At 34.3% G+C, this 14,763-nt stretch carries 12 protein-coding genes and 3 tRNA genes; 8 read left to right on the top strand and 7 right to left on the bottom strand.

The annotated features are described in order from the left end of the window. Positions 1 to 15: 15 nt before the first annotated feature. Positions 16 to 696, bottom strand: coding sequence for a response regulator transcription factor (locus A9G12_RS00540; RefSeq protein ID WP_065564034.1), 681 nt, complete (start codon positions 694 to 696; stop codon positions 16 to 18). A gap of 524 nt (positions 697 to 1,220) precedes the next feature. On the opposite strand from A9G12_RS00540, the gene A9G12_RS00535 reads away from it, so the two are divergent. From A9G12_RS00535 to asd, 4 genes are all read left to right on the top strand, one after another. Beyond that, positions 1,221 to 1,296, top strand: a tRNA-His gene (locus A9G12_RS00535). Positions 1,297 to 1,325: 29 nt separating this feature from the next. Continuing rightward, positions 1,326 to 1,402, top strand: a tRNA-Pro gene (locus A9G12_RS00530). 155 nt (positions 1,403 to 1,557) lie between these two features. Next, complete coding sequence (locus tag A9G12_RS00525; RefSeq protein ID WP_141674080.1) at positions 1,558 to 1,959, top strand: hypothetical protein; 402 nt, start codon at positions 1,558 to 1,560, stop codon at positions 1,957 to 1,959. 524 nt (positions 1,960 to 2,483) lie between these two features. Beyond that, positions 2,484 to 3,587, top strand: coding sequence for an aspartate-semialdehyde dehydrogenase (gene asd / locus A9G12_RS00520; protein WP_065563938.1), 1,104 nt, complete (start codon positions 2,484 to 2,486; stop codon positions 3,585 to 3,587). A gap of 42 nt (positions 3,588 to 3,629) precedes the next feature. Here the strand turns inward: asd and A9G12_RS00515 are convergent, their stop codons facing one another. Genes A9G12_RS00515 through nagB form a run of 3 tightly spaced genes read right to left on the bottom strand, consistent with a single transcriptional unit; the run spans position 3,630 to position 6,855 of the window. Then, positions 3,630 to 4,859, bottom strand: a complete 1,230-nt coding sequence (locus A9G12_RS00515) for an ROK family protein (RefSeq protein ID WP_065563937.1) — start codon at positions 4,857 to 4,859, stop codon at positions 3,630 to 3,632. A gap of 35 nt (positions 4,860 to 4,894) precedes the next feature. Beyond that, positions 4,895 to 6,037, bottom strand: coding sequence for an N-acetylglucosamine-6-phosphate deacetylase (gene nagA / locus A9G12_RS00510; RefSeq protein WP_065563936.1), 1,143 nt, complete (start codon positions 6,035 to 6,037; stop codon positions 4,895 to 4,897). Positions 6,038 to 6,048: 11 nt separating this feature from the next. Continuing rightward, positions 6,049 to 6,855, bottom strand: coding sequence for a glucosamine-6-phosphate deaminase (nagB, locus tag A9G12_RS00505; RefSeq protein WP_065563935.1), 807 nt, complete (start codon positions 6,853 to 6,855; stop codon positions 6,049 to 6,051). 249 nt (positions 6,856 to 7,104) lie between these two features. On the opposite strand from nagB, the gene nagE reads away from it, so the two are divergent. Beyond that, on the top strand, positions 7,105 to 8,598 hold the full coding sequence (nagE, locus tag A9G12_RS00500) for an N-acetylglucosamine-specific PTS transporter subunit IIBC (RefSeq protein ID WP_065563934.1): 1,494 nt from the start codon (positions 7,105 to 7,107) through the stop codon (positions 8,596 to 8,598). Between the two features lie 180 nt (positions 8,599 to 8,778). Here nagE and A9G12_RS00495 read toward each other — a convergent pair whose 3' ends face one another. Next, positions 8,779 to 10,131 (bottom strand): Nramp family divalent metal transporter, encoded by a 1,353-nt coding sequence (locus tag A9G12_RS00495; RefSeq protein WP_081299594.1) that lies wholly within the window; start codon positions 10,129 to 10,131, stop codon positions 8,779 to 8,781. Positions 10,132 to 10,422: 291 nt separating this feature from the next. On the opposite strand from A9G12_RS00495, the gene metE reads away from it, so the two are divergent. After that, on the top strand, positions 10,423 to 12,696 hold the full coding sequence (gene metE, locus A9G12_RS00490) for a 5-methyltetrahydropteroyltriglutamate--homocysteine S-methyltransferase (protein ID WP_065563932.1): 2,274 nt from the start codon (positions 10,423 to 10,425) through the stop codon (positions 12,694 to 12,696). Positions 12,697 to 12,806: 110 nt separating this feature from the next. Next, on the top strand, positions 12,807 to 13,679 hold the full coding sequence (metF, locus tag A9G12_RS00485; RefSeq protein WP_065563931.1) for a methylenetetrahydrofolate reductase [NAD(P)H]: 873 nt from the start codon (positions 12,807 to 12,809) through the stop codon (positions 13,677 to 13,679). Between the two features lie 39 nt (positions 13,680 to 13,718). Here the strand turns inward: metF and A9G12_RS00480 are convergent. Both A9G12_RS00480 and A9G12_RS11985 read right to left on the bottom strand, forming a co-directional pair. Beyond that, positions 13,719 to 13,795 (bottom strand) — tRNA-Met (locus A9G12_RS00480). Positions 13,796 to 13,914: 119 nt separating this feature from the next. Further along, positions 13,915 to 14,073 (bottom strand): helix-turn-helix domain-containing protein, encoded by a 159-nt coding sequence (locus A9G12_RS11985; RefSeq protein WP_081299593.1) that lies wholly within the window; start codon positions 14,071 to 14,073, stop codon positions 13,915 to 13,917. 242 nt (positions 14,074 to 14,315) lie between these two features. On the opposite strand from A9G12_RS11985, the gene A9G12_RS00475 reads away from it, so the two are divergent. Continuing rightward, complete coding sequence (locus tag A9G12_RS00475; RefSeq protein WP_065563930.1) at positions 14,316 to 14,744, top strand: GFA family protein; 429 nt, start codon at positions 14,316 to 14,318, stop codon at positions 14,742 to 14,744. Positions 14,745 to 14,763 lie beyond the last annotated feature (19 nt).

Here is a 14,763-nt window from a genome sequence, read left to right as displayed (position 1 = left end):
TTCAATTATTTACAATTAACGAATACGGTAACCGACCGCTCTAATAGTTTCGATGGTAACCACATTTTGAGCAACTTGGTGTAACTTCTGGCGAATATTACTAATATGCACATCAACACTACGATCATAAAGCTCGCGTGCTCGGCCTAAACCTATTTCAGATAGTTCTTCTTTAGTCACCACTCTTTCATTATTTTTGACCAGTAAAACTAATAAATTGAACTCAGTCGAAGTTAAGTCAATCACTTTGTCGTTCCAAGTACATAGACGCTGTGGCAGATCTAAGGTTAAGCCATTAAAATGATATTTTTTGTCATCCACTGTGTCCACTGACCGTTCATCAAAACGGCGTAATACTGCACGTAATCTGGCTAATAGCTCACGTGGATAACATGGTTTAGGGATATAATCATCAGCACCTAATTCCAAACCTAAAACTCGATCGATATTATCGCCTTTCGCGGTTAACATAATCACTGGCATATTACATTGCTGACGAATACTTTTTAGCACGTCAATGCCATTGATGTCGGGTAGCATTACATCTAAAATTGCCACACGATATTTACCTGATAGCGCTTCCTCGATACCATTTTTACCCAGATAAACACTTTTGATATTAAAACCTTCGTTGGTCAAATATTCACTAAGCATCTGCGATAATTCAACATCATCATCAATTAATAAAATATTTATCATAGTCGTCATTTTTATTTAATTTTAGGTAGTTACATTATTACAATAATATAAAAAAAGTCAGGCTGTTTTACTAAAATATTACATAATTTTTAGATTGTTTTTGATTACTTTTACAGCAATTTTTGCAAAGATGTTTCAGGTCTGCTATACGTTTAGATATAAAACTAAGTTATTAGTTAAATAAGCCATTTCAGCTTACAAACAGAACCATATCACCAAGCAAATATTATAACTAATCAACTGGATTATCAAATAATTCAATTTATCTTTAATTTATAATAAGATATCATTTTAAATCTGTTATTTATTTCACCGTTTAACACTTAGTTGCGCTATGAAAGTTTCAACTTCGGTTGCTTCCTGATTTAAAGCGGTATTAATGTCACATAAAGCCTAATTTTGGCTAGCCATGCTATAAGATTAAGCTGTTAACGGTTTTTATATAATCAGTCAGCGAATATTTTAAAAAATATACTGGACAATGTTATTTTTTATGCGTAATATTTCGTCCTACTTCTATGGTGGCTATAGCTCAGTTGGTAGAGCCCTGGATTGTGATTCCAGTTGTCGTGGGTTCGAATCCCATTAGCCACCCCATTTTATATAGAACATAAAATGACTACAAACGGCGAGTAGCGCAGCTTGGTAGCGCAACTGGTTTGGGACCAGTGGGTCGGAGGTTCGAATCCTCTCTCGCCGACCAATTTCAAATAAAAAAGCCTGCTCATTTGAGTGGGCTTTTTTATTATCTCTGTTTTAGCCAAATTCAAGCTGAGAATAAAATCATGTGTGATTTTTGACCACCTTATGATAAGGTAATACCTTTAAATCAACATAATTCCAATTAATAAATTAACAATGAAAAAAACTTTAATTTTTTTTATTTTTCTACTTACTTCTTTTTGTACATTTGCCGACCCTTATGATGAAATAATGTATAAGCCATCATTAACTTATAAAGATTTAAAAACGTTATATAATTCACCAAAACCTGAACATGTTTATTTTGCAAACAATTATTTTAAATTGCTGGTAAATGGAATAATTGCTTATGATTCAATGTTAACATTAGAACACAAAAATAGATTTGCCTGCCCCTCTAACTATGATTATTTAATGAAACTAACCATATTATCTGAAACAATTAAAATGATTGATGATGTGCTCAAACAACATAATGCGGTAGATCATTTATATGAACAACCTTTCTCTCTTTTATATCTTAAAGTTTTAAAATATAATTATCCTTGCTCAGAATAACCTTTTGATTTTATACAATTTAGCTAATATTCAAATAATTCTATCTAATTAACGATTTTATCTTTCTGAAAATACTATACTTCATGAACAATGGGATAAACCATATGCACATTTATAACAAACGTTGATTATCAAGAGGTTAGTATTATCTTATCCATGATGAAAAATTTATTCGGATCTGAGGAAAAAACTGACAATAATTAAAGAGTAACTAGTGGTAGTAATATTAATTTTATAAAAAATATTAATATAGATATAGTCTCTTATTTTTCCTAACTTTGTAGAAGTTCTACCCATACAAAGAAAAGTAAGGAAAATGCGTTTTCAAGTAAGATAAAGAACAAAATTTTCCTTACCTATTAATTAAATTTCCCCTTTTTAACAAATACTGTTAGCCATAACACCACGTTATTATATCTGTGCTGACAAAAATAATTCTTATCTTACTTTGTTTTATAGTGATATTTTGTTTTAATAGTGGAGCGTTTCTGTATATAACTATTACTTTTGGAATGGGAAAAATTATGAAAAATGTTGGTTTTGTCGGTTGGCGTGGGATGGTAGGTTCTGTTCTTATGCAACGTATGGTTGAAGAACATGATTTTGATTATATTAATCCGGTGTTCTTTTCTACTTCGCAAGCGGGGCAAGCAGCACCAGTATTTGGTGGTAAAACCGGTACTTTGCAAAGTGCTGATAATTTAGATGCCTTAAAAGCATTAGATATTATTGTAACTTGCCAAGGTGGTGATTATACCTCTGAAATTTATTCAAAATTACGTGCCACAGGCTGGCAAGGTTATTGGATCGATGCCGCATCAACACTACGTATGGAGAAAGATGCTATTATCGTGTTAGATCCAGTGAATAAAGCCAACATTCATACTGCATTAGACCAAGGTATTAAAACCTTTGTTGGTGGTAATTGTACCGTTAGTTTAATGTTGATGTCATTAGGTGGTTTGTTTGCTGAAAATCTGGTTGACTGGATTGCGGTTTCGACTTATCAAGCAGCTTCTGGTGGTGGCGCTCGTCATATGCGTGAATTATTAACCCAAATGGGTATGTTACATGCAGAAGTGGCTAAAGAATTACAAAATCCACACTCATCTATTTTGGATATTGAACGTAAAGTGACACAAAAAATGCGTGATGGTAGTTTGCCAACCGATAATTTTGGCGTGCCATTAGCGGGTAGCCTCATTCCTTGGATCGATAAAGCCCTTGATAACGGTCAAAGCAAAGAAGAATGGAAAGGGCAAGCAGAAACCAATAAAATTTTAGGTACCAACCAAATTATTCCTGTGGATGGTCTTTGTATTCGCGTTGGTGCATTGCGTTGTCATAGCCAATCTTTTACTATCAAGTTGAAAAAAGACGTCAGTATACCAGAAATAGAAAAACTACTTGCTGCACATAATGATTGGGTAAAAGTGGTACCAAACGATCGTGAAATATCCATGCGCGAACTTACTCCTGCTGCCGTTACCGGCACATTAACTACGCCAGTTGGGCGCTTACGAAAACTAAATATGGGTAAAGACTTCTTATCAGCCTTTACTGTCGGCGACCAATTATTGTGGGGAGCCGCGGAACCTTTACGTAGAATGTTACGCATTTTAGCCTAATAAAAAGCCCGATTTTATCGGGCTTTATTTTTACCTCAATCACTACACTTCATTACTATCAAACAAAGTTATTAGTAGTGATCCGTTAAATAACGCTTGTTGCACTAAGGCAAAAGCACCAATTGCTGAGCGATCATCAAGAACAGAACAAGTAATAGTCAGGTTCTTTCTTAAGCCTTCTAAACTCTGAGTTTTTAACGCACTATTGACTGCCGTTAACAATATTTCTTGAGATTTTATTAATTCACCAGCTAATACAATGCGCTGCGGATTAAATATATTAACCATAATGGCGACCGCTCTACCTAAATTTTCACCGGCATCTTTGACCAATTTAATCGCTAACTCATCACCTTGATTAGCACAGGCACAAATATTAGCGATATTGCACTCAGCAATAGTTAATTTAGTTAGATAACCTTGTTCAATCATCTGTTTGGCTCGATTTTCAATTGCTCGATTTACCACTCTATTTTCTAAACAACCAAAATTACCACAGTGACAACGATCACCTAAAGCATCGACTTGAATATGTCCAACTTCACAAGCACTTTGATTATGATTAGTAAGCAATTGTTGATTAACAATAACCCCTGACCCTACACCATGATGTACACGGATGAGAATAGAATCGTCAACATTTTGCGTGGTACCAAAGTAACTTTCTGCTAATGCCAGGCTTTGAATATCATTACCGACAAAAATAGACACATTAAATTGCTTTTGTAATACGTCTGCCAAAGGCCATTCTTTAACTTGAATATGTGGCGTATACCGAACAATCCCGTGTACCGAATCAATCAACCCGGGCATTACCACCGAAATAGCAATTAGATTTTTAATTTTTTTGCTGTGTTCTTGGATAAATTGTTCTATTAAAGTAATTAAATATTTTTGGGCCAGTTTTTCGGTAAAATCAGTTAGCGGATATGTTTTTGAAACTAAGCAATTAGCACCAAGATCATAAAGTTCCACAATCACATGTGAACGGCTTAATTGCACAGCAATGGTTTGATAATGGGTAAATTTAGCCTCAATCGAAACAGCGGGACGGCCCCCCGTTGATTGTTGCGTATCAATCTCTTTAATTAATTTATTTTTAAGAAATTGGCGGGTAATTTTAGTAATACTTGCCGGGGCTAATTGGCTAATTTCCGCCAATTGGATTCGCGAAATGGGCGCTTGCTGAACAATCAAACGGTAAATCATTGCATAATTAAGTTGTTTGATTAGTTCAGCATTGCCGACTAAATTTAAATAATTAAAAGTCATATGTTACTCAATCTTGTCACCGATTAAATAACATTTTAACGAGTCATCACTCCATTAACAATAGTTTTAGATACAGTAAAATCACGATCAAACACCACTAAGTTAGCAATTTTACCTTCACTGATAGTTCCAAGCGTTTTGTCTACACCGATTGCTTTTGCAGGATAAAGCGTAGCCATGCGTAAAGCCTCATCTAATGCAATACCAACATATTCGACAGCATTTTTAACAGCTTCGATCATGGTTAATGCTGATCCACCTAAAGTACCATTCTCATCTACACAGCGACCATCTTTATAATAAATGGTTTTACCAGCAAAAACACCTGAGGATAAGTTGGATCCAGCAAGTAACATCGCATCGGTAATTAGCACTAAATGATCTTGTTTGATTTTATGACTATTGCGGATATTAGCCCAATTCACATGTTGACCATCAGCAATAATCCCAACATAAACTTCTGGTTCATCATAAATTGCACCAACAACACCAGGTTCACGCCCCGATATATATGGCATGGCGTTGAAAAGATGAGTACCTAAACTAATACCATCATTAAATCCACGACGACAATCATCATAATGGCCATTAGAATGACCAACAGAGACATGAATGCCAGCATTAACCAGTTGTTTAATAAAATGACTTTCTACTTTTTCTGGTGCTAAAGTAATAATTTTTATGACATCGGCATTATCACAAAGAAAATCAATCATTTTTTGCGATGGCTGGCGAATGAAGTTTACATCATGAATACCTTTTTTCTCTGGATTGATATAAGGACCTTCAAGGTGTAAACCAAGCGCTTGATTAGGATGCGTAGCTAAATATTCACGCATAACATTCACACCCTTGATCATAAACTCATCACTTGAGGTAATTAATGTAGGTAAATAGCTAGTACAACCAGAAATAAGGTTGGTCGCTTGCATTTTTTCTAACGTTTCTACACTTAATGCATCAAGTGTTTCATTAAATTGCACTCCACCACAACCATTGACTTGAATATCAATAAAGCCAGGCGCAACCATAGCGCTTTGTAAATTTTCAATGGTAATACCTGTTGGTATTTCGTCTTGTTTACAGACTGTGACAATTTTATCTTTATCAATAATAACTGCATGATTTTCAAGAATTTCAAAGCCTGTATAAAAACGACAATTTGTTAATGCGTACATTGATTTATCCTTTATAAAACGGTCACTTTGAGATTATCAGCTTCCATTTGTGTAAAATATTTTAGCGTTTTCACTTTAAGATCATCAGTGCTTGGTTCATCACAAACAATAATCGAAGCTGGATGCATTTGTAAAGCAGTTACGGTCCAAAGATGATTAACAGAACCTTCAACACCTGCTTGTAATGCCAAGCTCTTATTATGGCCACAAACTAATAAAATGACTTCTTCGGCATCCATTAAAGTCGCTACACCAATGGTAAGTGCATGTTTTGGCACTTGATTTTTATCATTATTAAAAAAACGTGAATTTGCAATACGTGTATCTTCAGTTAAAGTTTTAATTCGCGTTCTTGAGCAAAGTGAAGAGCCCGGTTCATTAAAAGCAATATGACCATCTTGACCAACACCACCAACAAAAATATTGATTTTACCATAAGCTTTGATTTTGGCTTCATATTGGCGACATTCTTCATCAATATCAGCAGCGTTACCATTAAGTATATGGATGTTATTTTTATCAATATCAATGTGATTGAAGAAATTTTCGTACATAAAAGTGTGATAACTCTGTGGATGATCTTCCGGAATCCCTACATATTCATCCATATTAAAAGTAACCACATGCTTAAAACTGACATTACCTACTTGGTACTGTTTAATTAATTGTTGATACATTACTAATGGCGAACTACCTGTAGGTAAACCTAATAAAAATGGGCGCTCTGCTGTTGGTTTAAATTGGTTGATTTTATTAACAATACGTTTCGCTACCCAAGCGCCTACTTCTTGAGCATTTTGTAAAGGAATAAGTCTCATTAGATATCACCTCTTCTGATATAATTAAATAAATTCTTTTTTTTTAAAGTAAAATATGTTGAAGATATTTTACTATATTAAAGTAGAAATTCAAAAAAAATCGTGATTAAAATCACAAAAAACGAATAATTAATTTGCGAAGTAAAATAATATAATATGAAATATATTAACTAATTTACTTACACTTAAAGATAATAAATTTCAAAAATTGTTTTTGAAAATTTCAAACAAAAATATGAGGTAACACTTATGGGAGTTTTGGCTTATTTACAACGTATCGGACGCTCATTAATGGTGCCCGTGGCTGTACTACCTGCAGCAGCAATACTGATGGGTATTGGTTATTGGATCAATAGCGTTGGATGGGGAGCTAATAGTGTTGTTGCTACGTTTTTACTCCAATCAGGTGGTGCAATTATTGGGCATATGCCAATCCTTTTTGCAATTGGCGTAGCTTATGGGATGTCGAAAGATAAAGATGGTGCAGCAGCACTTGCAGGTTTAGTTGGTTTTTTAATTATTACCACTCTGTTATCACCAACTACAGTTGCACTTTTTCAAGGCATAGATACCAAGGTTACTGGTTGGGAAAGTCAAATATCGCCAGCCTATGCAAAAATCGACAATCAATTTATTGGTATTTTAGTTGGTATCATCGCGGCCGAATTATACAATCGCTTTAGTGCCATTGAATTACATAAAGCGTTAGCTTTTTTTAGTGGTAAACGTCTAGTTCCTATTATTGTTTCTATTGTAATGCTATTTGTTTCGGTAGCTTTTTATTTTATCTGGCCATTTGTCTTTAATTCATTAATATCATTTGGTGAATGGATTAAAAACTTAGGTTCTGTTGGTGCAGGTATTTATGGCTTCTTCAATCGTTTATTAATTCCTGTTGGTTTACACCATGCACTTAACTCTGTGTTCTGGTTTGATGTTGCCGGTATTAATGATATTGGTAACTTCTTAGATGGACAAAAATCGATTGATACAGGTAAAGCAATAATAGGTATCACTGGCCGTTATCAGGCAGGTTTCTTTCCGATTATGATGTTTGGTTTACCTGGTGCGGCATTAGCTATTTACCATACTGCAAAAAAAGGCAATAAAGATAAAACGGCTTCAATTATGTTAGCAGCTTCTTTTGCGGCTTTCTTCACTGGTATAACCGAGCCATTAGAATTTGCCTTTATGTTTGTAGCGCCAATACTTTACGTTATTCATGCTGTTTTAACCGGTATTTCGCTATTTATTGCCGCTACTTTACAATGGATATCAGGCTTTGCATTCAGTGCTGGGTTAATTGATATGTTGCTACAATCACGCAATCCATTAGCGGTACATTGGTACATGTTAATCCTGCAAGGGTTAGTGTTCTTTGTAGTTTACTATGTAGTCTTCCGCTTTGTGATTGTCAAATTCAATCTTAAAACACCTGGACGTGAAGATGATGATACATCGGCGACTGAAACTCAAGAATCTAAAGCCACATCAACTGTGACTGATATAGCTAAACTTGCTGAACAATATATAGCTGTTATTGGAGGTAAGCAAAATTTAACTAATATCGATTCTTGTATCACGCGTTTACGCCTAAATGTTAATGATTCCGATCTTATTGATGAACAAGCTGCTAAAGCGCTTGGGGCAATGGCAGTGATTAAATTAGGTAAGACTGGTGTACAAATTGTGGTTGGTCAACAAGCAGAAAAGATTGCTGATCAAATGAAAAAATTAGTTTAATTAAATTAAAAATTATTCAATTAAACTTAACTCTATAATCCACGTTATTAATCAGCTTAGCTGAAAAAATAGCGTGGATTAGTCATTTAATCCCACGTTATTTTTGATAAAAAATCTATAGTCACTTCTAATTATCATTTCTTATTTAAACTGAGTTATGATTTAAATTTTACCTCCCAGCTAAAATAATGAACTAATCACTTCATAAATTAACTGCAGATTTAAAATTACCAATGAAACTGTGGCTAACCAGCCTAAAATAATAGTTAGCTTGCAGTTAACAAATTCACCCATCACTTTCTTGTTAGAAGTTACTAATATTAAAGGAACCATTGATATAGGTAAGGCTACACTTAAAAATACTTGAGTATATATCAATAAATTTTCTACGATACTTTCTCTATCTCCCCATATCCAGATACATAAAATAACGGGAGTTACTGCTAATCCTCGACTGACAAGCCTTCTTGCCCAAAGCGGAATGGAGAAGTTTATAAAACCTTCCATTACTATTTGCCCGGTCAAAGTACCTGTGATAGTGGCGTTCTGGCCTGATGCTAACAAAGCCACTGCAAATAAGGTAGCCATAATTGAGCTTGCTACCGGACCAACCATTTGTGGATCTTTTAATGCATCATAAAGCTGTGTAAAGCGACCAAGATCATCAGGATCATTACCAAAAAATAATGCTGCACCAAGAATGAGTAATAAACAATTGATAATAAATGAAAATGATAATTGTATATTAGAGTCAATCGTTGCATATTTAATTGCATCTTTTAGACTTGCGGTCTTCTTTCTGTCATATTTCCTGGTTTGCACAATAGATGAGTGCAGGTATAAATTATGTGGCATCACTGTTGCACCAACAATACCAAGTGCTATAACCAGAGCCGAATCATGACCTTTAATTGATGCAGTGAAAATATCTATTCTTGGAATAAAGCCATTAATGACTTCACTCATTTCAGGTGATGCTCTTAAAACCTCATAGGTGAATATAATAAATATAGTTGCAATTAAACAAAATACGATCGCTTCTATTTTTCTAAATCCAAATTGCATGAGTAATAAAAGAATAATTACATCAAATACCGTTAATAGCACACCAATAAGTAATGGAATATCAAATAACAAGTTTAGCGCTACCGCACTACCAATAACTTCCGCTATTTCGGTAGCAATAATTGCAAGTTCGGTTGATATCCACAAACAAAAAGATACCTTTCGCCCCACCATAGACTTAGTTGCTTGGGCTAAATCCATACCAGTGACGACACCTATTTTTACACACATAGCTTGAAGCAGCATGGCGATTAAACTCGATATTAATATAACAGATAGCAGTAAATAACTATAAAGTGCTCCGCCTTGTATAGAAGTGATCCAATTACCTGGATCCATATAACCTACAGCAACTAATGCCCCTGGACCAGAATAAGCCCAAAGTTTTCGAAAAAAACCAGACTGATGATCAGGTATATGTACCGTATTATTTATCTCTTCAAGGCTAATTGTCGATGTCTTTAACATAACTAAAATCTCTTTGTAAAATGTAATTATTGTCATTTTAATGATAATGAGAATTATTATCAATAAGATAATTAAACTATTTTTATTATTTACGCATTAATAAATAAAAAATAAATAAAATTAATTGGTTAAGATATATTTTTATATAATGAGTTCTTCAAGAGAGAGACTTATTATTTATTTGATATAGATACAAACTATAACAATCCATAAAAAACTAGAATTATTCAATAGCATTTTTTTTTGTTATCTTCTTTATCACTAAAGAAAAGTGATAAAAGGAAATGAAAAATGAATACTGCTGTTATTGGATATCCGCGAGTTGGTAAACTGCGTGAGCTTAAATTTGCTACCGAAGCTTATTTTAAAGGCAATAAAACTCAAGCTGAATTATTAGCCGAAGCTAAGGCTTTACGTGCCGAACATTTACAACAACAAGCTGCACAAAAAATCGCATTTATTTCATCTAATGACTTTTCATTTTATGATGCAGTATTAGATACCGCTTGTTTACTTAATGTTATTCCTAAACGTTATCAAGATTTAGGTTTACCAGAGCTTGATCGTTATTTTGCTATGGCGCGTGGTTATCAAGGTGATAAAGGAGATGTGCGTGCATTGGCGATGAAAAAATGGTTCAATACCAATTATCACTATTTAGTGCCTGAAATTGAAGATTCTGTACAAATTAAACTTGCTGGCACTAAACCCTTTGATGAATATCAAGAAGCAAAAGCACTGGGTATACAAACCAAACCGGTAGTTATCGGTGCTTTAACCTTTTTCAAATTAGCCCAGTATTTAGGTAATAAACAGTTTACTGATTTTAAAGCAGATATTATTAAAGCTTATCAAGATATTATCCAAAAATTTACTGCACTTGGGGCAGAGTGGATTCAGATTGATGAACCAATTTTAGTCACTGATCTCAATAAAGATGATCTCGCGCTATTTACTGAACTGTATCAAGCTATTTTAGCTGTTAAAGGTAATACTAAAGTAGTGTTACAAACCTATTTTGGTGATGTCCGCGACTGCTACAAAGAGTTAGTAGCATTGCCGTTTGATGCTATTGGACTTGACTTTGTTGAAGGTAAACAGTCATTAAATTTACTTAAAAATAATGGTTTTCCTGCGAATAAAGTATTATTTGCTGGCGTAGTAAATGGCAAAAATATTTGGAAAAACAATTACCAAAAAACCTTAGCGTTATTAAATCAAATTAAGCAAAACGCTGAAAAAATTGTTATTAATACGTCTTGTTCATTATTACATGTACCATACACTTTACAAAATGAGACCAAACTAACTATTCAGCAACGTGCATACTTTGCCTTTGCGCAAGAAAAACTGCAAGAACTTGCTGAACTTGGTCAATTGTTTAATGAAACAAATCCTGATAACAATGCTACTTATAAAGCAAATCAAACGCTATTTACCCGTGAGCGTGAAGGCGCCAATCAAAGCGTTCGTCAAAAAGTCGCAGCTTTAAAAACGTCTGATTTTACTCGCTTACCTGAGTTTTCTGTGCGTGAAGCCGCACAGAAACAAGCATTTAATTTACCATTATTGCCAACCACTACTATCGGTTCATTCCCACAAACACCGGACGTTCGTTTAAATCGAGCTAAATTCAAAAAAGGGGAAATTTGCCTGAATGAATACACTGAATTTAACAAACAGAAAATTGCCCAGTGTATTAAATTGCAAGAACAAATCGGTATTGATGTATTAGTTCATGGCGAATTTGAACGTAATGATATGGTGGAATATTTTGGTGAAAGCCTAAATGGTTTTGTGTTTACGGAAAAAGCTTGGGTACAATCTTATGGTACTCGTTGCGTTAAACCACCTGTTGTTTGGGGTGATATTTCACGCTCAAAACCAATTACTGTTGCATATTCACAATATGCGCAAAGCCTAACTGATAAACCAGTTAAAGGCATGCTAACCGGACCGGTAACTATTCTTAACTGGTCGTTCCCACGTGAAGATATTTCACAAAAAGAATCAGTATTCCAAATTGCTTTAGCTATTAGTGACGAAGTATTAGATCTGGAAGCTGCAGGTATCAAGATCATCCAAATTGATGAAGCGGCACTCAAAGAAAAACTACCACTACGTAAAGCAGATTGGAATAGTGAATACCTTGATTGGGCAATTCCGGCATTTAGATTAGTGCACAGTAAAGTGCAAGCTGATACCCAAATCCACACCCATATGTGTTATAGCGAATTTGCTGACATTATCAAGGATATTGATGCAATGGATGCTGATGTTATTTCGTTCGAAGCATCACGTTCTAACTTGCAATTAATCGATGTACTTAAAGCTAATAATTTTAAAACTGAAGTTGGTCCTGGTGTATATGATATTCACTCACCACGCGTACCGCCAGTTGCTGAAATTAAAGCAACAATTGAGAAATTACTTGCCAAAATTGAAAAACAAAAATTATGGATCAATCCAGATTGTGGTTTAAAAACCCGTGGTGAGAAAGAAGTGGTCGAAAGTTTACAACACCTGGTACAAGCAACCTTAGAAGTGAGAAAAACACTTAATTAATGCTGTTTTTTATAAAGTAAATTAATTTTGTTTTACCTTATTTCCGCCGCCTATTTAGGCGGCGGAAACGTCAATAAGGAAAATCATGACAAAACTAATGGATGATACAGATGAAAACTAATCAATTATTTAATAAAAAAACGGTGTTTTCCTTTGAGGTTTTTCCCCCAAAAAAGACATCACCTTTAGAAACCATTTATAGCACCTTACGTGAGCTTGGTTACTTTAAACCCGATTTTATTAGCGTAACTTATGGTGCTGGAGGAAGCTTAAATGGGCAAACAACAATTGATATTGCCCATGCAGTTAAATATACCTACGGTATTGAAAGTGTGGCTCATTTACCTGGCATTAATTTTAGTAAGGTTGAAATGCAAAAAATCCTCGCCGATTTAAAAAGTGCTGGTATTGATAATGTTTTGGCATTACGTGGTGATATTAGTCCTAATGTTGAACCTAAAAATGATTTTAGATTTGCTAGTGAACTGGTCACTTTTATTAAAGAAAATGGTGGTTTTAACATTATCGGCGCCTGTTATCCGGAAGGTCACCTTGAAGCGCTAACACTGAAACAAGATCTGATCCATCTAAAAGAAAAAGTCAATGCCGGAACCGATCAATTAATTTCGCAACTATTTTTCGATAATGACTACTTTTTTGCTTTTTTAGACAAAGCCCATGACATGGGTATTAATGTGCCGATTGAAGCGGGGATTATGCCGGTTACTAATAAAAATCAAATAGAACGCATGGTTTCAATGTGTGGTGTGAATTTACCAAAAAAATTCAAACAAATAATGGAAAAATACGAACATCATCCGGATGCTTTTCGTGATGCTGGCATCGCCTATGCTATTGATCAGATTGTTGATTTAATATCTCAAAATGTGGATGGTATTCATTTATACACAATGAATAACAGCTATATTGCTAGACGCATTAATGAGGCAGTATCAACATTATTGGAAATACCCAAAGCATAATAAATGATGTTTGATAACTTAGGATAGGATGGTTTGAATTGGTTGCGGGGGCTGGATTTGAACCAACGACCTTCGGGTTATGAGCCCGACGAGCTACCAAGCTGCTCCACCCCGCGTCAGAGAGGTCGCTATAATATAGTAATTAAATAATAAAGCAATACCTGTTTTGAATAAAATTGAAATATTTTTTAAAAAATATAAAAAATACATCTTAAAGTAATTACCATTATCATCTTTACTTAAATACTGAATTAGGTGAATAACCAAAATAACGAGAAAAAGCCACACTAAAATTATTGGCATAAGGATAACCAACTAACCATGCCGTTTTAATGACTTGCATACCTGATTCTAATAATAGATAAGCCTTATGCATACGAATAGCTAATAACATTTACGATTGCGTGATATTGTAAAGCTTGGAAAACCCAATTATTATTGCTGGAATCATGCTTGATTTAGGCGGATATCAGTTAATGCTAGGTTGCCTGTCATTAATTATGTTGGCTTTGTTCATTTTTTCAGTTTTAACTTATCAGCAACAGATTTCAAAATAATATTTCCATCAATATGGATTCTTTATAAAATATAGTCTAGCTGTTTTAGTTATTTTATTACTAAAATGAGGAAAATATGATGTCTACTCAATATCATGGTTCATGCTTGTGTGGCAAAGTTAAGTTCATTGTGCCATTTGCAAATACCAATTTAAGTGCTTGCCATTGCCATACCTGTCGTAAATGGAGTGCTGGCCCATTAATGACCTTGACGTATAGTGGTGAGATTGTTACTCAAGGACAAGAATATATCAGCCATTATAATTCTTCTGAGTGGGCAGAAAGAGCCTTTTGTAAAGAGTGTGGTTCTCATCTTTATTATCATTTAAAAGGTACTAATAATTATTATTTTGCTACGTGGATCTTTGATGATATTAAAGATTTAGAATTTACGACAGAAGTGTTTATTGATAACAAGCCAAGCTGTTATGATTTTGCTAATCATACTCATAAACTGACAGAAGCCGATATTCTGGCAATGGCTAATGGCAATTCACCTAAAAGTTAGTATTGATGCTGATAGTTTA

Source organism: Gilliamella sp. wkB112 (assembly GCF_001690685.1).
Lineage (GTDB): Bacteria > Pseudomonadota > Gammaproteobacteria > Enterobacterales > Orbaceae > Gilliamella > Gilliamella apicola_J.
The sequence above is the reverse complement of the archived record's forward strand: the minus strand, read 5'-3'. Positions and strand labels throughout refer to the sequence as shown.